This is a genomic window from Marinobacter sp. tcs-11, from assembly GCF_002049515.1.
GTDB classification, from domain to species: Bacteria; Pseudomonadota; Gammaproteobacteria; order Pseudomonadales; family Oleiphilaceae; genus Marinobacter; species Marinobacter nauticus.
Map to the genome: position 1 here is coordinate 63,349 of NZ_LLYU01000011.1, position 24,972 is coordinate 88,320.

General features: G+C 54.6%; 12 protein-coding genes. 2 read left to right on the top strand and 10 right to left on the bottom strand.

Features of this window, described 5'->3' with window-relative positions; genetic code table 11:
• Positions 1 to 41: 41 nt before the first annotated feature.
• Together ARC85_RS13170 and ARC85_RS13175 are read right to left on the bottom strand one after the other, a co-directional pair.
• Positions 42 to 7,754, bottom strand: a complete 7,713-nt coding sequence (locus tag ARC85_RS13170) for a helicase-like domain-containing protein (protein WP_286715039.1) — start codon at positions 7,752 to 7,754, stop codon at positions 42 to 44.
• A gap of 74 nt (positions 7,755 to 7,828) precedes the next feature.
• The gene (locus ARC85_RS13175; RefSeq protein WP_286715041.1) at positions 7,829 to 9,367 is read right to left on the bottom strand and encodes a hypothetical protein; all 1,539 of its coding nucleotides are present in this window, start codon (positions 9,365 to 9,367) and stop codon (positions 7,829 to 7,831) included.
• 280 nt (positions 9,368 to 9,647) lie between these two features.
• Between ARC85_RS13175 and ARC85_RS13180 the strand changes: the two genes are divergently transcribed.
• Positions 9,648 to 10,160, top strand: a complete 513-nt coding sequence (locus tag ARC85_RS13180) for a hypothetical protein (RefSeq protein WP_286715044.1) — start codon at positions 9,648 to 9,650, stop codon at positions 10,158 to 10,160.
• 177 nt (positions 10,161 to 10,337) lie between these two features.
• On the opposite strand, the gene ARC85_RS13185 is transcribed toward ARC85_RS13180, so the two are convergent.
• From ARC85_RS13185 to ARC85_RS13210, 6 genes are all read right to left on the bottom strand, one after another.
• On the bottom strand, positions 10,338 to 10,679 hold the full coding sequence (locus tag ARC85_RS13185) for a hypothetical protein (RefSeq protein WP_011783246.1): 342 nt from the start codon (positions 10,677 to 10,679) through the stop codon (positions 10,338 to 10,340).
• A 47-nt stretch (positions 10,680 to 10,726) separates the two neighbouring features.
• Positions 10,727 to 11,146 carry a hypothetical protein gene (locus ARC85_RS13190; RefSeq protein ID WP_286715046.1) on the bottom strand — a complete coding sequence of 140 codons (420 nt, stop codon included), beginning with the start codon at positions 11,144 to 11,146 and terminating at the stop codon, positions 10,727 to 10,729.
• 43 nt (positions 11,147 to 11,189) lie between these two features.
• Entirely contained in the window at positions 11,190 to 11,621 is a 432-nt protein-coding gene (locus ARC85_RS13195) for a hypothetical protein (RefSeq protein WP_011783248.1), read from the bottom strand.
• A 136-nt stretch (positions 11,622 to 11,757) separates the two neighbouring features.
• Positions 11,758 to 14,817: a putative type IV secretion/conjugal transfer ATPase gene (locus ARC85_RS13200; RefSeq protein WP_286715047.1), complete on the bottom strand. Its 3,060-nt coding sequence runs from the start codon at positions 14,815 to 14,817 to the stop codon at positions 11,758 to 11,760.
• A 12-nt stretch (positions 14,818 to 14,829) separates the two neighbouring features.
• On the bottom strand, positions 14,830 to 15,702 hold the full coding sequence (rdgC, locus tag ARC85_RS13205; protein WP_286715049.1) for a recombination-associated protein RdgC: 873 nt from the start codon (positions 15,700 to 15,702) through the stop codon (positions 14,830 to 14,832).
• An 83-nt stretch (positions 15,703 to 15,785) separates the two neighbouring features.
• Positions 15,786 to 17,933 carry an ATP-dependent helicase gene (locus ARC85_RS13210; protein ID WP_011783251.1) on the bottom strand — a complete coding sequence of 716 codons (2,148 nt, stop codon included), beginning with the start codon at positions 17,931 to 17,933 and terminating at the stop codon, positions 15,786 to 15,788.
• A gap of 134 nt (positions 17,934 to 18,067) precedes the next feature.
• On the opposite strand from ARC85_RS13210, the gene ARC85_RS13215 reads away from it, so the two are divergent.
• On the top strand, positions 18,068 to 19,996 hold the full coding sequence (locus tag ARC85_RS13215; protein WP_286715051.1) for a CHC2 zinc finger domain-containing protein: 1,929 nt from the start codon (positions 18,068 to 18,070) through the stop codon (positions 19,994 to 19,996).
• Here the strand turns inward: ARC85_RS13215 and ARC85_RS13220 are convergent.
• Both ARC85_RS13220 and ARC85_RS13225 read right to left on the bottom strand, forming a co-directional pair.
• On the bottom strand, positions 19,960 to 23,517 hold the full coding sequence (locus ARC85_RS13220; RefSeq protein ID WP_286715053.1) for a DEAD/DEAH box helicase: 3,558 nt from the start codon (positions 23,515 to 23,517) through the stop codon (positions 19,960 to 19,962). The two genes, ARC85_RS13215 and ARC85_RS13220, sit on opposite strands and share 37 nt — an antisense overlap.
• Positions 23,518 to 24,936, bottom strand: a complete 1,419-nt coding sequence (locus ARC85_RS13225) for a hypothetical protein (protein ID WP_286715055.1) — start codon at positions 24,934 to 24,936, stop codon at positions 23,518 to 23,520.
• Positions 24,937 to 24,972 lie beyond the last annotated feature (36 nt).

Consider the following 24,972-nt stretch of genomic DNA (forward strand, 5'->3'; position numbering starts at 1 on the left):
TCTGGTGGCCGGCTGGGCAGCTGGCCACCATTCCGTCTCGTTTACGCCACGCCGTCTCCCGGACCATCTGACGGATCATCGTCATAGCTCAGGGCGAGCTCCAGGTCTTCGTCATCGTCCTCAGTGTCATCAGCAGCCCACTTGGTCATCAGTGAGCCGCTGGTGTCGGCAATGGTGCGCGCATAGGAAACCAGGGGCTGGTGTGAGCCAGTCTGCTTATTGATCGCCTGGGCGAACTTGAACAGGGGTAATGGGTCGAGCTGCTTGTCTTCGTTCACCTCGTCACCCACCATCTGGGTCAGCTCTTCAAATCGGCGGCGTGTTGCCTGCAGCTCTTCTTCGTAGGCAAACGGTTTGCCGTGGTCTTCGGTCAGCGAGGCGAGGTTGGCCTTTGCTGTTTCCAGCGTTGCCTGTGTTTTGGGGATGCCATTGTCCTTTCCGATCTTACGGACATAACTCACCAAAGTTTTTGCAGCTTCGTAGAAGTGATCAACAGTATCGTCATCTTCTTCCTGGCCGTACATATCGGTCGCGTCGTTTACCTTGTAAAGCGCCTCATGCGTGCCGTCCAGTCGCTGCACCTGAACTGCCGACGATATCCCCATCCGGTTTACCTGAACCGTCAGGCCGCCAAAGGTGCCAATATCAGTGATGCGGTATTTCGGGCATTGATCAATCAGCACCTCAAGTGCTCCGCCAAGGCTCTTGAGCCCGCCAACGATAGATGTGGGCCCTTCGCAGAGCTTGGGTACCGGGCGATCGATGTGGAGTGCCATTGGAGTGTTATTGCGCACCAATTCGCGCTCTTCGGTTTTCAGCTTCAGATATTCTTCAATGCGCTCGATCTTCTTTTCGGCCTTGATGATTTGGCCGCCGATGTCGGCCTGTGCGTCGGTATGGCTATCCAGCATACGCTTGAGCTTATCAAGCTTCTGGCGCGCATCCATGAATTCACGAATCGCGGGGTTACCGGTCGTGATTGACAGAATGTCCTCATAGCCTGGCTCGATTTCTTCATCGATCTCCCGGGCACAATCTTCGGGCCGGCGCATCGCCTGGTTCACCATCTTCAGTTTCCGGTTCAGGGTTTCCCACATGAACAGGTCGAACGAATCAACGGTCACATACCGATAACTGTAAGCTGTCTCAAATGAGTTGCCTTGGCGGTCCATTCGCCCGAGGCGCTGTTCAATATCTGCGGGTTTCCACGGTGGATCCAGCTCATGCAGGGCGACCAGCCTTTCCTGGACGTTGGTACCAACCCCCATTTTTTGTGTGGAGCCGAGCAAGAAGCGAATCTCGCCGGAGCGACACTTGGCGAACATTTCCTCTTTGTCTGCGTCCGTTTTGGCGCTATGGATAAAGGCGATTTCGTCTTCTGGGATGCCTGCTTTAATCAGCTTTTCTCGTACATCGTCGTAGACATTGAAAATGCCTTTGCCGGTGGGGCTTGAGAAGTCACAGAACACCATCTGCAGGGCTTTCTGCTCGTCGAACTTCCGGTAGATTGATACCAGGTTGCGGACGCACTTGTTGACCTTGGATTCGCTGTTGTCCTCGAATTTCGGATGAATCAACCGTGGGTCGAGCGATGCTTTTCGTCCGTCAGTCGCAATTGTCAGTAGAATGTCATCCTTTGGTGTTTCTACGTCGTCCGGGTCAACCTCATCCTGGGCGTCGTTGAGGGCAGTTTTGTCGTTGGCACGGTGCAATCCCTCCCGAATAGCCTTGGCAATCAACCCGGCGCGGTCAGACGAGTCCTGCCGGTTTCGCACATCCTTGGCCCGGGCCTCGATGTACTTCATAAACATTTCCATGAACTCGGTCTGATCGGAGGACACGAGTTCGGTAACAATCTCCGGGCTGGGGAGGTTCAGATCTTCCCGTGTTTTGAAGTCGATGAAGGTCCGGATCATCTTGACCAGTTCGGGAATGTTCTTGAACCGGGAGAGGCGCGACTTCATCTGGTAGCCACCACCTTCCGGCTTCATTTCCATGCCGTGCTTGATTTCGCCAAACAGGCCCATCCAGTCGTTGAAGTTATAGATGCCCATTTCTTCCAGCAGGTCAGGGCGGAGCATCCGGGTAAAGGTGTAGCACTCAACGATGGAGTTGCTGATGGGTGTGCCGGTGGCCATCATCACGCCATAGCAGTCGCCATGCAGTTCCCGGAGGTACTGTGTTTTGATGAGCATGTTCATCGCACGCTTGGAGCTTGCGTTAGTCACGCCTGGAATGGCGCTGGCGGTATCTGGCATCAGGTTCTTGTAGTAGTGGGCCTCATCCACGCCGATGAAGTCGATCCCGATTTGCTCCATGTTCAGGATGTTTTCGTTACCCTTGTTGATTTCATCCATGGTTCGGGCAAGGCGGGCTTCCAGGCGCTTGATCGCCTTTTCCACCTCTTTCGGCGTTTTCTTGGTTTCTTCGTTGTCCAGGGCTGCTCGGAGCTTTGCCAGCTCGCGCTCAACAATCAGGGCCTCAAACTCGTTGGGGACTGTGATCTTCTCGAAAACGCTGTGAGTACAAACGACCAGATCCCAATCGCCCATGGCGCACTTGGCCGCAAACCCTGGGCGGTTTGCCGCGCGGGCATCGGCCGCGCTCATCATCAACACTTTCGCGTTGGGGTAGATGGACTGTGCGTCATTGCAGAACTGCTCAAGCATATGGTTCGGTACGACCACCATGGGCTTGCGCCATCGGCCCATCTGTTTGCCTCGAATGGCAGAGCCGATCAGCTGAAGTGTTTTCCCGGCGCCAACTACGTGAGCTGTCATGCTGTTCTTGCCGGACACTGCGCGCCAAATGAAGTCGCTCTGGTGTTTCCGCGGTACCCAGCTTTCCGCCATTCCGGGGAATACCAGGTGGTCACCGTTCGGTTCATACAGCACCGTGGTGTTGAATCGCTCGTTATAGAGGTCGACCAGAGATTGCGCTCGCTGCGGATCCTTGAATATCCAGCGATCAAAGGCATCCTTGATCTCGTCATGCTTGGCCTGGGCCTTGAGCGTTTCCTCAACATTGATGACGTATCGGGTTGGCTCGGTACCGGGAATCGGATCCTGAACTTTCGGGATAGTATTGGTGAACAGGTTGCCCAACAGGTCCAGGGCATGGCGCCGTTCGGTGCCCCAGCGTGACTTCAATACATGGTCATTCTCGCGGGCGATCGCGGCCATCGATGGCTTACCGGAGGTCGCTGACGGCTCCAGTCTCCAATGACGTTCAACGTCATCGAAATAGGGGCGGACACCCCAACTACCTTCGATTGGAATGCCCAGATGCTTCAGAAACTCCTTCATTACATCTTCTGGCAGCCAGAAAGCATCGGGGCTCACTTTAATTTGGCTGGCGGTCAGTGGCGCCGGCAGGGATGCTTCCAGAGCGTCGAGGTTTTTCTGAAACTCCGGGGCGGCCTCAAGGACATTCCGGCAAGCTTCAATCTTCGGTGCCAGGTTGCCCGACAGGTAAACCGCTCTTTCCACCATTTTGTTGGTCAGAGGATCAATGAACGCCAGCTCTTGCTCGACAAGCTGCTGGCGGACCTTGGTAACCGTGATTTCCGGGTCCACCTCTTTGAGTAGGCTGATCATGTAGGTCTCGGAAATCATGCCGGTATAGGCAAGGGAAATCGCCAGGGCATCCGGCAAGTCTTTGGCTTGCGAGGGCTGTTCGTTCAGCGGCCGGGCGGTACGCTGGAACAGAATGTCAGGACGATTGAGTTCGCGGGATTCTTCATCGTAGGTTTCTTTGAAGGCCATGCGCTGCGCGCGCGGGTCTTTCGTGATCTCGCTCCACGCTTTTTTGGAGAAGGCTGGTTTTGCCTTCTTCTCCACGGCTTCCCAATTGTCAAAGTGCTGGCGAGTCGCTGCACGAAGGTCGTCCAGCTCTGCATCCGACAATTCACCTTTTGTCTCAGCGTCGAGTAGCTCTGACAGTGCGATCATTGCCTGAATCGCAGCGACGCCCCGTTTCTGCATGTTCTTCGGAAACTTGGTGTTGGGCTCATCGCCAATACTGCCGTCAGGGCGAATCGTTCTGACATAAATCTGTTCGCCCCGGATAGAGAGTGCCCCGGGCAATTCGCTCAGATCGGTTGCCGCTTGAGAGTTGCTGGCCAGGAATTGCTGGATGTCCTCGGCGGTCACCGTCTGGTGCTGGTCATCCGATACATTGGTCGGCAGTGTTTCAAATGCTGCGCTGACCCGTTCGCGTTGTTCCTCCACCGAGCCGCCGCCCAGTACGGACAGCTTCGGGCCGTGCTGACTGCTTACCACCGCCAGCTCACCCAACAAGCGCTCTGGCTGATCGATATAGGCTTGGTTGATCGTGAACCCGTCCATCAACTCGCCAGGTTGGTACACCTCGCCGGCGATCTCCTGGGCGCTGCCTGTCAGGGGCGCTGAGACAGACTTGGTATCCAGAATGTTGATCGGCTCGTAGCTTGGCGTGAAATTCCCCTTTTTCTGCAGGAAGATCACATCCGTCACCACTTCGGTACCGGTGGTCTTTTCAAACGTGCCGGCCGGCAGTCGGTAGGTGCCCATAACGTGGGCGCGATCCATGATTTCCTTGCGTACTGCGGTGTCTTTGCCATCGAGGACGTAGGCCGACGTGATGAACGCCACCACGCCCCCGGGGCGCACCTTGTCCAGACCCTTGAGGAAAAACGCGTTGTGAATGGTGGTTCTGCGTTCCGGGTGCTCAGGGTCGAACATTCCGTAATCACCAAACGGAATGTTGGAGATCACGGTGTCGAAGAAGCTGTCCGGGAAGCTGGTGCGCTCAAATCCAGATTGAAGGATTCGGGCGTCCGGGTGTGCGGCTTGCGCGAGGCGGGCTGTATAGCGATCAAGTTCAATGCCGGTGAAGCTCTTAACCTTTGGCGCCACGGATTCAGGCATAAACGCTTTGAAGTTACCGATACCGCAGGAGGGTTCCAGTACGCGGTTCAACGGGAGCCCCATGCGATCAAGGGCTTCCCACATTGGCCCGATCAGGCCTGAGTGGGTGTAGTGTGCATTCAGAATGGTTGACCGCATGGAGTCCAGCTCCCGGGACTCGAGCAATCCGTCACGAACCATCTCGCTGACGGTGCGGGACGCTTCCAGGACATATTTGGGGGCCGTTCCATAGGTGCGGAACATGTGGGCGTGGATACCCCCGAAACCGGAGAAGCGCGCCAGTTGCTGGCGCTCTTCGTAGGTCGGCTCGGAGCCATCTTTTTCGAGGGTACCCAGCAGCCGGATGGCTGCCAGGTTATCTCTCAGGCGTTCAGAGGCAGTGCGGCCTTCAAGTTCAGGTTCGCCGCGCAGGGGTTGAGGTCCTTTAGCGCTGCCAGCGGTCTGTTCGTCTGCAAACTGCTCCCAATCGACTCGCCCAGCAGGTGTGCCGCTTCCGTCTCCATCTGCGTCTGCAGTCGAATCCTCTCCTGAACCGGCATGGATCTCATGTTCTTCTGCGTCCGCTGAATCAGTCGGTGCCGGATGGTCATCTGATGGCTGTCCAGCAGGGCTTCCAGCAGTCCCACCAGAACCAGGAAGGGCGCCAGTGCCAGCTGCTTCGGATTCTCCGGATTCTCCATCAGCTCCATCAGATACTCCGGCTTGCGATCCGCCAGGTCTTCCAGCGCCCCGATCATCAGTGGGCTCCGTAGCCAATGGGTTTTCAGGTGTTGCAGAAGGTCGTCCAGAAACGCCTGCATTGTCTCCACCGGCTGTTCCGACGCCCGGGTTGTCCGGGTGACGGTCTCCAGCTCCGGAATCGTCATGCTCGGATTGTCCATCGCGGCCATTTCCTCCACCGCTGCCTGGCCCTCGTACAGCCATTTCAGCATGTGTTTGCGTCCCGCGCTGATCCCCGGTTGCGCCATCGCGCTCTTGAGTGTTGCCGCGCTCACCGCCTTGGTCAACGACTGTTCCAGCAGGTTGCCCGGATTGCTCCCCAGAAGCCACTGAAGCTGGAACGTCATCGCCGTTTCCTCCAGCCACGCTTCCGCCGCTCCGAGGCACCCCTCCACTTCGTCCGCCAGCGGGCACGCCGCTGGAAATTCCTCCGGTGTTTGCGGGCACTTCGCTACTTCCGCCATCACTTTGGCGATCAGTTCCCGGACCACCGGCAGTTGCGTCTGTTCGGTCATCGGTATTCTCCTGTTCGTTTACTGTTACATTCACTGTAACAGCTTCAAATCGCTCGCGGGCCGCTTGTGGCGCGTTCTCCGGTAAGGAAAGTCCGAGGCTGGCCCAAAATTTCAGGGTTTCATCCCGCGCCTGCCGGGGTACGCCGTCAGCCAAAATCCGGCTATCGGACGTGACTTTCAGCAGCTGGGCGTTGATGGTCGGTTCCGCACCGTCCGCCAGCGGGTTCACCGTCAGTGACAACAGGCGCAAGGCGCCGGCCTCTGTTTCAAGGGCGCGTACCGCCACCGAATCGGTGTGGGCCCCGTGGTTGACCACCAAGCCGGCCCAGCCGTTGCTGAGTTTCTGGCTCTCCGGTACCGCTTCATACATGCCGCGCACACGCATGGCCAGCGTCAGGCCAGAGAAGGGCGCTTCCAGCGCCTCATCCATCGTCAGCCAGTCCAGCTGTCGCTCAGTCTTCCGGCTTTCATAGCCACCACGGGTTGGTACCAGCGCCACTTTCTCCTTAATGCGCATGCCCCGCTCAATTTTGAACCGAACGCCGTTGCCGTCCTCGTACAACGCTTCACCGGCAAAGTTCACCCCAAGGGTGGCCACCACATCGGCTTCGCTCAGCCGATCGTCCTCTTGGAAACCCTCTTTTTCTTGTACGTTGTCCCGAACAGTATCCCGTTCCTCACTCCCTTCGACCGAAACCTGAGCGATCCGGATTTCGGCAATCTGGTTTTCAATATCGGCTACCTTTTTAACCAACCGGTCGTCCATCACCTGGCCTTGGCCATCCAATCGCTCTTTCAGGCTATCCCGAAGAGCAATCAGGTCATTCAGTCCCCAGGGGCGCTGCTCAATCAGATCGGTATTCCGTTTCTTGGCTTCGATTTCCCACTCATTCAGGACTTCCGTTTCAAGGTCCAGGAGAGCCAGTTTGAAATAATCGTTACCCACTTCTTTCCATTGGTTTTCCAAAGCGCTTCGGCGCTCCTGGATGACACCGATCTTGTCCGTTTTGCCGGCTTCCCAATAGATTTTTAGGCCGTCCTGGATCAGTTCGAACGCCTGTTTATTGGTTAGGTTCTCCACCGTACGCGTATGGAGGATCGGTTCATCTGTGTTGTCGTGGGTATACAGGATCAGCGATCGTTTGGACTCGGGTACCCAAACATCCAGGTCACCCGGCAATGCAGCTTTCAGGGATTCCAGATTGAAAGGGCTATCCGCTGTAACGTCTTCGGCCTGCTGAATCTTTTTGGCTTGCTCACGGATAAATTCGAACTGCCGAACTTGCTCAGCGGTCAAATTCATCAAGGGAGCTCGGGGATATAACTTCTGCAGGAAGGCCGACATTTTCGCCGGCGTATCGATCATGGGGCCCAGCAAAACGTTGATATGGCCTCTCATAATTTTGGCACCCAATCTTTGGGTACCCACTTTAATGGCAATGTCCTCAAGCTTGGTCTGCAGCAATTCAGCCCGTTTTACCGAAACTGATTCGTCTTCCTGAGTATTGGAAGGCCGAAGCAATAACACGGATTTCCCGGCTTTATCCTGGGCAACCTGGGCAATCAGGTTGTAACTTTCAAGGTTTGGCCAGGGAAGGGTAGGGGTTGCCATAAACGTACCTATATCCAATTAAAAAGTGGGTATCCAAAAACAAGGAAAGGCCCCCGAAGGGGCCAGGGCAGCCTTTACAGGCCTTGGCTGGACAGTTGCTCTTCAATGTCGTCCATATCCACCTCGAAGCTTGAATCGGCAAAATCGTCCAGCCCGAAGTCGGTCTGTTCTGCCAAGTCATCTACCTCTTCAACCTCTGCAGCGGTGGTTGTCGGTGCTGCAACGGTCGTCGTTTGCTGAGCGGTATGGTTAACCGGGGCAGTTTGCGGGGTTTCCTGCACTATCTGCTGGGCAGCTGCTTGTGGCTGGTTTGTCGCTGCGGTTTGTTGTACTTCCGCTGGCTGTCCTTGACTCACCGACGCCTGCTGCTGGGCAGCCGGTTGTGACGGCTGGTTCGCCGCAGGTTGATTTGGCTGGGTTACCTGATGTGTGTTTGCAGTTGGTACTGCTTCATAAGGATTGGGCTTTTCGTCAAGACCAGCATTTGGCGAAACCCGCAGTTGGACACCGTGATCACGACCAAAAGTGTCCAGATCTGCCATAGCAAATCGTCCTTCCGGCACTTGTTTGGAGCGGTAGCTCAGAACACCAAAAGAATACTGTGGGGCGCCATCATCCAGGGCGTACAGCGTCTTCGTTTGTCCGGGCTCCTGTGGAAGACGATGGCGCTGAGCCGTTTCGCTAATAAAATCTTCAATTTTAGAGCGCTCATTATACTTTGGCTCTTCGGCTCCGGTTTGAGCGTTCTTCTGCATTGATCGACCGTCCCATTTCAGACCGATAGCCCCCAATGTGAAGCCAGTAACAAATTCACATTCACCAGTCTCGCCACTATCCAGGGCTTGCCGATGCGACGGTATGTAACTGGTTGCCAGTCGCGATCTGGACATCGCGTTTTCGATGATTTCCTCTTTGGTGAGAGGAACCGCATTCCGCTGATCATCCAACTTATATGCGTTCAATCGGATTTCCTCGGCCTGAAGTCGACCGGGCATTCGAACCATAATCATGGGCTGTGTACCGCGGGGGGCCATGTCAATGGCATCATTCAATGCTTTGTGCAGTTCGCCATCAAAGGCATCCGAGCCAAAGTGCATTTTAGTCACTGAGGCGTCTTCAGGGATTACCATCACATCGGCACGGTGATAAAGACGGCCGCCCCGTTCAGCGATTTCGAGTTTCGATTTATCGCCAGGGTCACGCTTGGGGTAAATCTTCACCCATCCTTTGGAGAAGCAGATGTCCGATTTTTCCTGGTTTGCTGCCACTTTGGGGCCAGCATTCTTGGAGATACGCTGCATATGGTCGGTGACGTATGCACCATTGCCGTCCACCTTGTATTTGGAGAGCCGAATCATACCGCCGACTTCCGTGTGCATCATGGCGCCCGGGTTTGCAAAATCGTTGATACCGTTGGTCTTCTCGTTGTAATGGCGGACTTCAACGCGCTTGGGTATCCCGTTGTCATCCTTGGAAAACATATCCAGGCCGATGATCTTGGATTTTTTCGGGTCCTGGGTATCGATCTGGTATTCCTCGATCTTAATAACCGTGGTTTTTTGTTGATTGCGCTGGCGGGTCAGCTCTTGCGCGGCCTGCATTGGGTTAAACATGGCGGTTGCTCCGTATCACCGTTGAATGTGTTGACTACAGTATACTGTGTGATAATGCTCGACAACGCAGCTTGAGTGATACGCCAAAGCCTTGCGGGTCAAACGGGCGACACCAGGGAAAGCCGATATATCTCTATCACCCTGTATTTATTCGGTATTCCGGTGTTTTTTGGTTATCCAAATTTCCAAAACCCCGAACTCTGATGTTGCATTTGTGACGCAGTGCGGGGGTATGGGGTAGCGGACAGTGTGGGACAACGTACAAGATATAGGTGTTATTATGGTTGATCGTGCGGATGTGGGTGGCAATTCTTTTGAGGGGAGCGAGCACGGCGGGAAAGCCGTGGAGGCGGTGCCGGCGACCGGGCTTGGGGCGCGGCTGGATTTTGCGATGTGCTATGCCCGGATGAATGGCTCTATGCTGCGGAAGGCGCTGGAGCGCGACCATGGTGTGGTTCTGACTCGCAGTACCTTGTCGAAGATTTTGCGCCACAAGATTCGCAGCTCGAAATACACCATGGAAATTGCGGAAACCCTGGGCGTGAATCCGAAATGGTTGCAGACCGGCCGGGAGACTATGACCGATATTACCGGGCGGCTCTCCTCCAAAGAGCGTGGGCTATCTGATGTAAAGCGCATTGCCCGCTCTTACCTTATTCCCCCGAAGAGGGCGGATATCGTACGTTTGCATGACAAGCTCATTACGGCCGCAACCAAGAACCAGCTTTCCCACTCTGATGTTGCATTGCTCGACGCTGTACTTACACGAGCGCTGGCGGACAAAGAGGAATGATGGCCTTGAGGCGTCTGCTGTGCAGACGGAGGCAGGGATAGCGTCTGTCGCACCTGCGCCCTGCGGGCGTCGGTGCAACCCAGGCATCTCGCCTTTCGGCTCGTGCCTGCTGGCGGAGTGCTGGTCATAAAAAAGCCCGGCAATGCCGGGCTTTTCTGGTCTGTCTTGTTACGCTGATTAATGCATTCCGGGGGCGAAGTCCTCGGATTCATCATCGTCCAAGCGTTCATTGGCTGCTTCGTTTAAAGCCAGGTTGAAGTTGTTGCTGGCCATTTCATTCAGAAGGTCGAGAGTGTGTTCGCCGGAAACCCGGGCATCCTTCACTCCCTTCTCGATCAGAGCGTCAATCAGGTTGTCGCTCAACGCCTGATCTTCGCGAATGTCAAAGCGCTGCTCCCGTTCGTCCAGGTGAATTGGTCCGCGAGTGCTACCTGCCAGGTACACCTCGCTGTTGCCGTCGCCCATCCAGTCCTCGATGGTGGCCATGAATGCTTGTTCGCGTTTTGTCAGTGCGCTCATTTGCGTCTCACTCCGCTGCGTTCTAGCAGGTTGGTGTTAAGTGTGTTCTACGATGCTGCCGTTGCCTGACAAAGCGCAACGATTGCGTCCGCTGTATTCCTATACACGTCAGCGGGCGCCGTATAGTTTCTTATTTTTCTTGCGTCAGCTTCTGATCCGATTTCATCGTACAGGTTTGGGAGTCGCGTTATGTTCACAACTCTCTTTTTTGAAACGGATTCCTGGGCATATTGACGGATACTGTCGTCCGCCCGGAAGGCCACTTCAAACATGCTTTCATCGTCGTCCATGAGAGCGATGAGGTACATTGGGTCGTTATCGCTTCCTTTCAAGCCGTATTGAACCAGCAGAACCTGCTTTGGCTCCAAGTCCGAATAGGGCCATTCAAGAATGCCAAACGTGAGATCCTGGATCTCACCTTCTGCATCCCGGGTTGCGCGTACCAGCGCTTCAACCATCACTGTCATAGCGACCTCTCAAGGGTTACTGTAGTTCAGTAGTACAGAACCGTCATTGTACCTTATCGCCAGTGCCATAGTGGTAGTTCATCACAAATTCCACGTGATTCTTGTAGTAGCTGGCAGAAATCGTATGGGTGCGCGGCTCATAGCTAAGGGTGTCTGGATTAACAATCTGTTCGCACACCTCAATAACCCCGTGGCGCTTAATGAACGCCTCGATTTCCTTCGCCGAAGGGGCGTTCACGCCGGCTTCACTTGCGCGCTGTACCTGGCAATTTAGTACGATTTCCTCACCATCAATATCAAGGTTGACGGTGTGGCCAAGCCACCAGGGACCATTATCATCAATGATGGTTGCATCAATCGCCTCCGGAATCTTTGGCCCGAATAGTGGGGCCGGGGTGAAATAGCGCAATGCAGTCAGCTCTCCAGCTTCATTGCGCGATATGCCGATGGTGGTTGTTTCGATGATGCAAGCCATGGTGTTGTCCAATCAGTATTGCCTGTTAATCCAGCGCTGCCCGGTAATCTTCTTTTAGTGGGGGGCGACATCCGGTCCTTAGCTCTTTAGCTACCTACTTACAATAATTTAATCCTTGCGCACTTTGCCAACTGCGTCACAGTTCTGCAATCAAGGTTTGTAACATATCGTTTGTTTTGTGTTCGGTCACTTCAAATTCGTCAAGTTTTGCAAGTCGGTCTTCAATTTCTCCCTTGATGGATCCGCCCGGGTACTTATTTCCTAGTCGGCGTAAAGCTTCATTTGGTGCATATTTTTCATACGCCATGCCTCTAAACGCCCGGTCAATGGCCTCTGTGGCAATCAGCCAAAGGTACATTGGGCCATCAGTCAAATAAACGTGATGCCCCTGTGATCCATCCTTGGTTTTGAAGATGACGAACGCTTCTGCACCTTTTTTGGAGGGCGGCCGGATGCGTCGAATAATCTCCATCTGTGAATGCGTAAGATCGAAGCGGGCGCGGACTTCCTCGGCTTCTTCCCTGGTCATGTTGCCGGCGCCCAGGATGATTATCGTGGTGGCCAGGCGAATAGACTGGTCGGTATGGTGCTCAAACAGCTGGCTGGCGACCTGAATATCGACTTTGTTCTTTCGACCTTCGGCAATTAGGCCGTCAACTTGGGCCTGGGCGCTCGGAATTTTTGCAAAACGCTGCCGTTCATCCATGGAGAACCGCTTGTCATCGGTTTTCAGGCTTCTCATTCGTTTGCCGTGGTACGTCTTGTACTGCGTTGGTATCAGGGGAAGGTAATCTTCGTGGAAGAAGAAGTCGCGTGTCAGCAGATCGTAGCCAATAAAGAAGGCTATCGACGCCTTCCATTTGGCTCGATCGGTTTGTTCCCGCGGTACCAGGTCTTCCATGTCCAGGCTGATCACTCGGGATTCGCCCAGCTCAAATTTCGTTTCCCCATTGATCATGGGGAACAGCTCGACGGCCTCTCGAATGCTACGGGAGAACATATCCAATACGTTGATGCCCCCGATCGTATCGGGGTAGTCGCTTTGCATAGCCTCTGATGCAATTACACCGATCAGGTCCTGCAGGATTGGCATGGCCTTCCGGTGGGCAATGAGGGCTGCTCTGATTTCTCCAACTTTAAACAGTGCATCTCGGATTTCGTGCCACGTTGTGCGTTCGTCGTATTCGATCCCGTGCTTTTCGACCTTTTCAGTAACGTATGGGTTAGCAAGCGACGAGTAGGTTCGGGCTCGGTCTCCACCATTTTTCGGGGATGCGTAACGCTCGTACAACTGGTTAACTGCAGCCCCGATCATTCCTGGCATCATTTTGTCAACGGCAGAATTGCCCTGCATCGAGTAGCAAACTGTGCCGATCAGGTTGCCCAAAAATTCGAGATGGTTGGGCATCGGGCCTTCGCATCCCAGCGGTGTATCGAACGGGTTGAATTGATACTTCTCGTTATTCTGAATCCGGATGTACTGTGCAATGTTCTTTTGGTCGTCCGGTACCGACATTCTCACTGCGTCGACGATCGACCGTGAGCTTGGGCCTATGTCGAGACTCCGCAGCAAGGGCATATCCCGGGAGCTTGAAGGATTCAAGAGGTAGTACAGATTCAGAGTGTTCAGGGCTGTCGATTTACCGAAGCCCATAGGGCCAACGAGCATGGTGACCCAGGCTGCCTGGCGTGGCGACCCCTGCTGATAATGAAGGAATCGGCCTTCAGCGCTCCGGAAAAGCATGTTTCCGTCTCGCTGTGTCCAGCTTGTCGTTGGTCGGAATAGTGGCGAAAGCCCAATTGCGTCCGGCATTGGTGGAGCCATGACGCTGCCCAGGGGGTGATCAAATAGACCTGCGTGTGAGCCCATCATTGCTTCTATGGGTGCGGCAAACGCATCCGTCGTTTGGCAGCCGCCCCATGACTGCAGCGCCCGGTTGAGCTTTGTCGCTCGGTCGCTGATTTCCTTCAGATCGTAGGTAACACCGTTCTTCTTTGAGTATGTCGGGTTCGCCGGGGCCCAGGTGCATGCCGTGATGAACATGGCGGGCACCACGCCATTCGACTTGTCTTCATAGTTTGTCAAAGCGACATGCGCCTCTTTGACCTGGCGATTTACCGTCGACGCCCACGGGAAGGTCTTGGCGAGGGCTGTATTGAGGTAGTCAACGCCCGCTCCCTTCGGCTTAAAGCTCATGCAGATCCGGAAGGGTAGACGCATACTGGACGCCTGTATGATAAGACGGTCAAAGGTCTCCGGCTCAGTCGGCCCACGCGAAACCGCCAGCCCGTAATGGATCCGGTTGCCCGAAACAACATAGGACAGGCCAATGGTTTCGGGGTTGCTGCCAAAAAGCTGATCCCCGAAGGGCGGCGGCATCATGTGATCGGCATTGCGAAAGTCGCGCCGCCGAGGTTTGACCGGTACATGCATCTCTTTGAGGAAATCTTCAGCTACACGCGGCTCAAAATCTGGCGCGCTTCCCGGTTCGGTAATTTGCTTGGCGAGACGCATGTACTGGCGAACATCAATATATTGCGTTAACAGGGATGCGTCCTTGATGCTCCGCAAATGGCTGATGTTCGTGACAAACGAGTTAACCATATTACTGTGCCGGACACGCAGTTGCGGGAACGCAGCATCATTCAGGAGCGCCTCGGCAGTTGCCGGCCACGTCTTCATGGCCTCTGTGCGTTCCTTGATCTGACCAGACATTTCGTTATTGGCGATAGATCGAGGATAGGTGTAAAGAGCGATGTAACAGTTCTCTGCCTGGCACCACTTTGCCATTGTGGTTGCCTTTTCCTCCATGATTTCGTCTATAAATTCGCCCATCCCCAGCTTTCGAGCTGTAAGCTGGGTTCCACGTAACGCGTTCTTTGCGTAGGTATAGGCTTGATCTGGATCGAATTCAAAGGAGATGGAGAAGCTGTGCGCGCCACTGCTCATAAGTTCACGGCCGCAAATCTCCGCCAGCTCGTAGATCAAATCACGCATCTCGCTCCCTTGCAGGGTGGAGGTAAGTCCGCGCACCCGGAGAACGGTCATCATTGTGCCGTCGCGAAGGACAAATGTGTGCTTGTCGTCCGTGGTGGCTGGGTCGATGAGTTTCCTTGGATTGGTTCGCCAGATTGCCTCATGCGCATAACATAGGGCGGCATCCAGGTTGTCGACAATTCGATCTACAAAACGCATATCAGGTGTTCCTTACTGGTTCGCAGGTGCGCCAACCGCTGTAAAAAGGGTTTTCAGAGTGTTGTCGGTCTCAAGCAGGAGGTATCCGGCCCTATGGGCGAGATCGTCAAAGGTGTCATCCTGAATCTCGTACTTGATACTTTTCAGGCTTCCGTCTCGGTGGAGCATGAAAGTCATTTTTTCGCAGTGCAGCTCAAGGGCGGCGATACTGCGCGATGATGCGACGGCCTGTAATTCGGAGTCTCGGAGGTCTTCGTTATTGATCGTAATGGTACTTTTCGGTTCAAGCTCATCCTTTATCTTGGCTTTTTCTCCCAGGATCATGCCGACGGGGAGCTCCTGGCGCTGCAGCATCCACTCCATAAGCCACATTTCCATATTGATGCCTTCAAATATGGGGGTGAACGCAAAGTTGAGCCCGGCGCGGCGAAGAAGTGTTATTGCAGCATCCGCCCCGCCATCAGAGCTTGCACCGATCCAGCAATGTTTGCTGATGGCCTGGAATACAATCGGAGTGACCGTTTCAGACTGCGGCATCTTGGGGAGCTGTTCTCGAACGATCTCAGCGCGAATCTCTTTGTAATCGCCTTTGGCGACTTCTTCGCCTCGGCTCTCGCGTTGCTTGACCCGCTTCTTCAGCTCTCGCTCCAGAAAGCTCTTGGGTACCGAGCGTTTGAACGCGAGCAATTCCGCATAGATGAAATGGGAGCCTTCAAGCTGGATAACCCGGGTGTCGGGTATGGTGTCGAACTCACGGAAGCCAATCGTACTTTGTTCGAGGTGCTGACACTCCCGGGCGGGGTAGTTGTTGGCAACTGCTTCCATTTCTTCAATCGAAGGAGGGTTGTCGTCGCCGATCTGGTAGATCCGAAGTTGCTTAATCATGGCCACAAATACCGAAGTAATGTGGCCCTATTATCACATAGCTAACTGTAGTTCGAATGCCGGCGCTTTAATACGTAGCCGATTCATCCGAAAATCCTTATAGCAGGCTCATCGTGCTCTTCGGTCACCGGTGGCGGGGGCGACCTGTCAGGCGTAAATTCCGGCTTTTTTGCTTGGTAGCCCTCCCTGTTTGTCAGCTGGGCCTGTGGCAGTTGGAGCCCCATTTCGGCAATGTATGGGGAAGGGTCTACCACCACGGGCTCACCGCCTGGGAAGTGGTAAAGGTCGGCGTGGTGCATAGTTAGCGTTTCCGCTGCCCGAGTTGCAGCAACGTACGCCAGCCGACGTTCTTCTTCTGGTTTTCCTCCATCGTCATCTGGGTCAGCTTGGTCTTTGGAAGGTGACGTAGCCGAAGGGCGGCCGTTCATCTTCGCAGAATCAAGCGGCATTAAACCATCCGACATGCCGGCAATAATGACGTGCGGCCATTCAAGCCCTTTTGAGCGGTGAATGGTGGAAAGGGTAACTCTGTCTTCGTCATCGCTTGCCTCTACAAAATCGCTGATCGGGCCTTCCATCAGATATTCCATGAAGCAGTCAGGCTTTGCCCGATCGATTTCGTCTACCAGAAGGTCCAGATTGTCAGACCGCTTCACTCGCACCACATCATCTTTCTCACGATCAAGGATCTTCATCGGGCCATCTTTCATCCATTGCACCAGGCGTCTGGCTAATTCTGGCTGTGTCATATTGTCCGCGTTGCCATGGGTATTTGCGAACACTTCTACCAGAAACGCCTGAAGTCGTATGCCGGCTTTGCCAAATTGCTGTGGTGCTTCGTGAATGGCGAGCGTAAGCAGGTTCTCGTTGTACTCCTGCAGTGACTTGATTGTGTCATTGATTCCTTTCTTGCCAATCCCGTCAATGTAGGGCTGTAGACTGCGCAAGGCCATCCAGTCGTCCCACTTGTTGGCTATCCGGATGCATGCTGTGGCGGCTTGAATCTCCTGACGTTCATAGAAGCTCATTCCGCCAACCACCGAGTATGGGATGTGCGCTTGTTTAAGGGCTGGTTCCAGGATCGTTGTCATCCGGTTAGTCCGATACAGGATGGCGATATCGTTGTACTCAGCCCCCTGCGCACGAAGCTCGGATATCTGGTCCACAATGCTCTGGGCCATATCTCTGTCCCGTTCGGAGACTCGTACCTCGGGGAGAGTTCCTTGGTCTTTTGCGGAGAACGGTTTTTTGGCAAGGCGTGACCGGTTGTGTTTGATAAGGTTTCCGGCTGTCGTAACGATCTTTGAGTGCGATCTGAAATTCTCTTCCAGCTTGGCGACGGGCGCCTTGAAATCCTCGATGAAGCGTCGAAGGTTGGCGACCCTCGCCCCTCGCCAAGTGTATATACCTTGATCGTCATCCCCAACCATAACCAGGTTGCCATGGTGCTCCGCAATCGCTTTGGTCATCCAATATTGAACGGCGTTGGTGTCTTGTGACTCATCGACCATCATATAGCGGTGCTGCATGGCCAGGCCTTTGGCCACCTCTGGGTATTTCTTCAGGGCCCGGGTAGGGAGCAAAAGGAGGTCGTCGAAGTCGAGGTATCCACCTGAGCGCTTGTCTTTTTCGTATTGAACAAGCGTTTGTGCTGCAAGACGGTCCAACATGGAGACCCTCTCATGGTTCGGTGTCGCTCCGGATTTTGCGCAGCGCGCCTTCTCAAGTGCCATCAGTGCATCAGAGACGTTGCCCGGGCAAACTCCGCTCTGCTTCATCAGTGACCAAAGCGAGAAGTCTTCCTTGAGCTTTTTACGCAGTTCCTTTGCTTCAACATTGGCTTTATCCGCCAGCGGCTTGCCAATGTCATTCATGAATCGGCGCTGTTCATTTTCGGTTAGAATTACCCAGTCTTGGTCTTCTTTCAGGCCAAACATGTCCTTGTACTGTCGGAGAAACCGAAACCCAAACCCGTGGAATGTGTCTACAACAACGTCCTCGCCATCAAAACCGAACGCCTTGGATAGCCGCACCTTAATTTCCTTCGCAGCTTTCCGCGAAAAGGTCACCAACATGATCGACCGCGGGTTGATATTCTGGTCGATCAGGCGTCCCACTCGTTGCACCAGCGTTGCGGTCTTCCCGCTGCCAGCGCCGGCCAAGACGATCAGCGCCCCATCAACGTGATTCGCGATTTTTTCTTGCTGTTGCGTAAGTGACACTTCGGCCATGGTTCTTCTCCGGTGAAAACGGCTGGCTCCTATAGGGCTTGGCTCACCGTCGCCCTTAGATTATGGGGTATTATACGATTCATGATTGCCTGTATGTGATCTGCAAACCCATTGAAGTGTCCCTGGAGAGCAAGGTGTCGCCTTTTATCAACTTTTCGGAAGCTCCTGAGAAAATCAAACAACACTATGTTCTTTCCAGGTACATCGAGGACAGTGGCGTTGAGCTGAAGCAGATGGGCAGGGAGGCCGTTGGCTTGTGTCCCTTTAAAGAGGAAAAGACGCCTTCATTCTCCGTGAATGACGAAAAGGGTGTTTACCTGTGCCGTGGCTGCGGCGCAACCGGCGACATTATCACCTATGTAGCCGAATCAACTGGCGTATCCCAGGGTCGGGCAATCCGTCTGCTGGCTGAGAAGATGGGGTACCAGATTCGCAGCGAAAGCGATCGGCAGGGAGAGAAAGGGCGGAAAGCGTCAACGAGCATTAATCGCGCTTCCCGCTCCGATATGATCGAAGTCCATGATCATACTGCTCAGGTGGCCCACGCCTACCTTTTGTGCGTCCTCAGTGACCCGCAACACCCGGTCTCCCGTTATCTGAAGCAGCGCGCCTTTGGGCCTAATTTGGTGAAGCGCTATGGCCTGGGTTTCCTTCCTTCTGATTCACCTCTGTGGAGTCATATTTCGGGATCCTCTGCGTATAACGCACAACCAACTTCCTTTTCGGCGCCACACTGGCGAACGCTTGCCCAAGAAAGCGGGCTGCTCAAGGATCGTCATCAGGTATCAATGTTTCAGGGTAGGTTGCTATTCCCGATTACCAATGGCGATGGTCGGTGTGTCGCCTTTTCCGGGCGGGTCGTTCCAGGAATGGAAAGTACGGCAATCATGCCTGATCGGAAGTATCTGAACAGCCCGGAATCCTTTATCTTCAGCAAATCCCAAACGCTTTATGGTGTAACTCCCTGGCACGCAACTCTGAATCACGAGGGGGTCAGAGAGGCGTGGAGGCGAATCAAGTCCGCAAATCGGGTTGTCGCTGTAGAGGGTGTTACTGATGTTCTGCGAATTGCAGAATTGGACACTTGGGCAGTTGCGTCTTTGGGGACCGCGATCACCCAAACTCATATCGCTCTGCTGTTCCGGTTCGCTGACACTATCTGCATGTTAACCGATGGTGACTCGGCCGGCATTGCAGCTTCGGAACGTGCGCTTCTCATCGGTTTTTCTCAGTTGTCCGCGGGTAAGCGCTTCGTGGCGGCCCATCTTCCTCAGAAAGAAGATCCGGACACCTATTTTCAGGGCGTTGTTCAGTGCCCTAATCCTTGCGAACATTTTTGGCACCTGATAAGCGGATTGCCTCATGCTCAGCCGGAGCAGGTTTGGTTTGACCGCGTAATTGGAATGGTCAATTCTCCGGTGTCCATTGGGGATGCAGTGCTGATTGACCAGGCTTTGTCAGAGGGTGCCCCGGTGTCACTTCCTTCCGATGCTCATTGGCGCGTGGCTATTCTGCGCTACGTTTACGATAGAACCGGTTACTGCCCGGCCGGCATTGGACACAATGGGGTTAGGGGAACCGTTTATCCTGCACATGAGCAACGGTGGGTTCTCGATGATGCTGCAAGGTTCTGGCTCTATCGAGTTGCCAGGGCGCCGTTCATTCTTCCGGAACTGTTTGCAGGCAAGCTGGACGCATGGTGGAGCAAAGATATTCGCGCGGGGCTTTTGGCCTCTGAAATCGACTGCCCGCCTGCTTTTCGAATCCTGGTTCGTGCTGCCCAGCATATTCGGGATTCGGGGACCAAAATTTCAACGGGTGACCATTGGCCTGTCTTGGCTGACGCTCTCATGCAGGCTGGTGCTCCAAGTTCGCTGGTAATTACCTGGTCTCAGGTGCTTTCGGATGGCGATGGGGCTATGGCCACGCTCGGCTACGGCGATGAGGCGTTGGTTCCAGATTTGTGGGTTGCTGAGTTTCAGGAGTGGGCTGAGTCCATAATCGCGGCCTTTTCTCGCACTCTTGATCAGGCGGTCAACCGGCCGGCGCTTTCACCGTCTTGATCTCTCAAGTTGTGTAGCTCTACCAGTCTTTCCCAGAGCGCCGCCGCATTGGACTGTGTGGTGGCCATTCGTTTTGGTGGTTCTCCGGATAACCACGAGCTTTCTCCCCAAAGGCCAATGCCGGCCTCGGGTAGTAGTAAGAGGTTATTGAACGTAGCGCCGATGTAGTGAACCTGGATACCGTTGGAGCGGATAGTCTCGATTGCCCGCATGAATACCTGGCTGTCCTTGTGGCTTAGCAAATAGTCGTGCGGAATAAGCCATTGAATACGCATTCCGCTTCGGGAGGCTTTGATCATGGCGTTTCCGGCCGCCTGTAATCCTACCCTGTCCATTTCGCTTGAGACCAAGATGACTGAGCCGAGCTCTCGCTCAGACAAAGCTTTGATCAGCGCATTATCGGACTCAGTCTCTTTGTATATGGCGTTTGAACCAAAGACTCTCCTGAGACTGGTCAGCCAGGTCTCTTTTCCGGTCTGGTCCGTTGGCATGGATGGCCACGGTACTCGCTTACCATATTTCCTTAGGTGTTCTCCAAGCGTTCTGCCCGGCAAGCCGGCATGATTCAGGGTGTCCAGATCGCCCACCACGATTAGCGAGTCTTGCGCTCTCGAAACGGCCACATTCAGCATTGAGGTGGATTGGTCGAAAAAGTAGGTTCGACCGGCTGGAACGGCGCTGTAGGTCACACTGAAAATAATAACTGGACGCTCGGCGCCTTGAAGGGAGTGGACGGTGCCTACAGTAATGCCATGCTTTCTGCCGAGCCTTTTTGTCAGGGCGGTATCAATCAGCTCGGCCTGTGCTTTGAATGGCGTCACAACCGCAATCGTTTCGCAGGCGTCTTTGTTATAAGCCACCCTCAGCTTCGGAGCATGTTCCTCGACCAGCTGCGCGATAAGCTCTGCTTCAAAGTCATTCTGACGAGAGCCGTACTGTTGACGCTCCGCGCCTGGGCAATCAATAAAGCCTACAGGCGGAAGGGGGCAAATGGAGTCATCAATTCGCGCGCTGGTTAGCCTTCCCTGATACGAAAGCTCATTACAGAAAGTGAATATCTCCGGCAGGCATCTACGGTGCTGCGTGAGTAGGATGCCCGATTCGCCGCCAGCGTCCGATCGATACCTGGTTGTCCGTTCCGAGAGCTTCAAGAGGCTGCCTGAGCTAACGTCTCCCCCCGATCGAGTAATCGTCTCGCTCTCTACAGCGTTGATCTGATCCGGGGCTATCAAATCCGAGGCAACCCTGTTCCCAAGGTCTTCTCGAAGCTCAAGGCTCCAGACTGGCTCCAACTGTTCCTTGTCCCCGATGGCCACCAGTCTCTTGGTAAGGCTGAGACTCGCAGCGGCAACATCGGGCGCGCATTGTCCGGCCTCATCTACTATCAGTAGATCGGTCTGTTCAAATAGCGGTATTTCGGCTTGCCGTTGAATGTCCCAATAGGACAGGATCTTGGGTAGTCGGTGTAGCGTGGCCACCATAACGGGCGACAGGAGAAATCTTCGATCAAGTTGGGCTACTACTTTCTCTCGGGTTCGACCATCTTTGGCTCCGCTACGCTCACGTTCGCTCATCGCAGCAATCCATTCGCCTTCCCGGACATGCAGAGCAAGCCAGAACCAGCGACCACGCGCCTTCTCATTGAGGATGCGGTTCGCGGCCCCTTCCCATCGCCGCATGTTCTCTCCGCCAATCAGGTTGCTCACTGCTTCCCTAAGCGTGCCTTGATGCTCATTCTGTTTGGCTCTGAGTTCGCGGAGTGCTGCCGTTGGTGTCGGCATGGCTTCACCGTCCACCAATAGGCCTTTCATTCGCCTTCCTGCCCAGCGCTTTCCGAGCGAACTCTTGCGGATAGGCCTGATCAGTTTTAGTCCCCAGTCCTGTTCCCAGTGCTTTGCTGCTGCCTGCTCTATGGCTTTAATCTGTCTCTGAATATCCGCCAACGCTCGCTGCGCCCGTTCAGCCGCACTGAGTTCAGATCTGATTGCTTGCCATGCCGCAATGTCCCCGGCGTCACGCAGCCAGCCTTTACGTCTCCAAACTTGCTCATGTTCTTTTAGGTGGCGAAGCAATGTTGGTATGGCGCTGGTTTTCGCGGCGCGTTTAAGGTTGTCGGGCAGGGCGCGAGCCCAGAGTTGTTCTTTTGCTTCCGCCTTGAGCAAGGCTTTCAAGGCGGAAGTCGCTGACTCAATCGACGCGATTTCGTCGCTACGGGTGACAGCGCGTGAGTGCTGAACGAATGTCATCGTCAGCGCATTGAGATCAACGTTTTGTTCAAGCGCCTCCATATCTTCCAGCGTGGGCAATCCTTCTTTGCGAGCAGTGCTCGCAGCTTGTGTGGCTGCGTTGTAAAAGCCAAGTGAGGGCCATTGATCTATCCAGCGACGGGATATCAAGGCTTCGGTGTGGTCTTTTGGTTGTCCATTCCGGCTGGTGGAAAAACTTTGAAGCGCGTTCCTGAGTGCTTGGTTGTTGGTGCTGGCGATAACAATGTGAGGGGGCTTTTTGCTTCTGAGGACGCTCTCCACGACCTGAGATGCCACCATTTCCTGCAGGATTGCCGTTTTTCCGGTACCGGGAGGGCCTTGAATTGTTAGTGATTCGCCGGGCTGCAGGTGCAGTGCTGCGCAAACCGCGTCTTCCTGGTCATCACTTAGCGTTCTGAAGCCATTAATCGTGCCCCACCGTGTCATTGCATGTGGTAATGCCTCTGCACGGCCAGGCTTCACATGGCGGTGGCCGAGCAGGGGGCTTAGGACTCGCTCAAGGCACGCCAGATCCGGTTGGAGTGTCTCGATCGCGTCGTAGGTTCTCAGCAGGGGTTCCACGGCACCTACGCCTTGGCGCGCGGGTAGAGCGATGCCGTAAGCCCGTTTTTGGTATGTCACTCCCGGGATAGGCTGATGCGGGTCAGATTGGCAGACCGCCTCAAATAATCGACGCGCATACTCTGCGGCTTCGGGGAGTGTTAGGGCCGGATGATCGTCCGTCCCTGGCTTGAAACTGTCTTCATGTGTCGGGGGTAGTTGCTCGTCAATCGGGTTGGAGTCGTAGAACTGGTCCGCCAGCTCAACCGAACCGAGGATGACAGAGCCCTGGGCGGCCGGTTCAAGGCATTCCCGGCTAAAGCGGGGTCGGCCAACGACCATAACCCGGCCGTCTCTATTTGCGTAAAGGAGAATCGAAATCGGCGCCAGAAAATCGGGCGCCCACTGGTGAGTCTGTATGCCATGGCGGACGGCGCTAATGCGCTCAAAAACGAATGGATGCCAAACCAGTGGTGTCCAAACTGTTGATGAATCTGACCACGCGTTTACGTCCGCTCGGGTAAGTGTTGATAGTTCGTCGCCGCTGTTGTTCTGGGCTTGATCGTCAAGTCGACCATTGGCAATTGCACTGCTACTCAACCGACGATAGGGGAGTCGATGCCAGGAAGCTCTGGTAATTGATGCTCGCCCTGCCTGAGCGTCAGTCAGGCAGAACGAGTAATACCTTACTATCTGATCAATCGACTTGGCCATTCAGTCCAGCCACCGAACGCAGTTCAGGTTTGCCTTTTTGTAGAGCTTCTTGGCTTCCCGGCTGTAACCCATCATCTTGAACAGCTCATCCTTGTTATCTTGGGATATCTCGCGGACTCTGCAGCCATCAACGTGAACCACTGTATTGCCGCCTTTGGTGGTATACAGAGTGCCGGCATCGCCCGTCCCGTTGCTGATGGCCATAGAGCCGTGCTCGAAGCCATAGAAGCCAATGTCGTATCCATCCTCATTGAACAGAACGCACTCTTTGGCCACTTTTTCCGCTTCGGTGGTGGGTTCAGCGGGTTCGCGCTGGGTTGGAACGGCAGACAGGGTTGGCCGCGTCGTAGCGGGGGTTGTTGGAGTTGTGGTCGATGTGCTTGCAGCTACTGTATCCGGTGCTGTCGAAGACTCTGAGTTATCTTCGGGAATGTTCAGGTCGTCAGCTGATTGCTCGTTAACCAGACTTTCTGTTGGTTCGGAGGTTGCGGCAGGCTGATCCCAGGCGAACGTACTGGCCACGGCGTTTCGCTTGTCGAAAGTGTTGGGCTCCAGGTCGGGCTCTTGAAGGTCGTCGCCGCCGTCCAGCTCAACGAGGTCGTCAATCTCATTTTCAATCTGCGGCTCATTCGCGAGCGCGGCTAGATTGTCTGCGGTTTCATCCTCTTCGTCCCACTCGTCAATCAGTGAGGCCATATCTTCATCTTCTTCGGCCTCTGCGACTGCCTTTCCGTCGGGACTCTCCATTTCAGGCGTTTCAGAATCAAGGTCAATATCCCAGTCGTCGTCCGCATCCAGACCGACGGCCTCTGGCTCAGGATTGTCGCTTTCTTTCGGCGCTGCCGGCACCTCTGATTCATCGTGAGCTTCTGGTTCCGCGTCATCCAGCTCCAGGTCAATATCTGGTTCCGTGCTGGATTCTGTAGAGTCGGGTTCCGTGTCTGCTGGCTCATAAGGAATCTTGAGCGCGTAGCACATATCTTCCGGTCTCGCGGCTTCGATTTGCTCAACGATTTGAGCCCGCCAGCCATCGTCTTTCCCAAGCTGGCCAGCGATCAGGCGGCTAAGGTCGAGCGCGGGAATCCGGCCACCAGTATCGGATGTCAGTTGCTCTGGGTACGTCAGAAGTCGCACCGGCGGAATGCCGTTATTGTGATTCCTTGGGGCGTAAACGTCCTCGGGTTGCCACTGGTAGGTCTCGTAGCGAGTGGTCTGTTTGCGAAGATAGCCGGTGATAACCGCCTTAATGTCTTCGCCGTTGCCGGAAGTCAGGCCAGCGACCGCCGTAAAGAGGCGTCCAATTGCAGCTTGCCCATCCCCTGGCGCTTGCTGGGCTTGAAGTGGAAGAACGTCAAGCTTGAGGATGCTGACGCTCGTGTTGTCGTTCCAGTAGTCCAGTTCTTCGGCATGGTTGTTCATCAGTAAATCCCGGAAATCCTGCAGTCGGTTGATTGT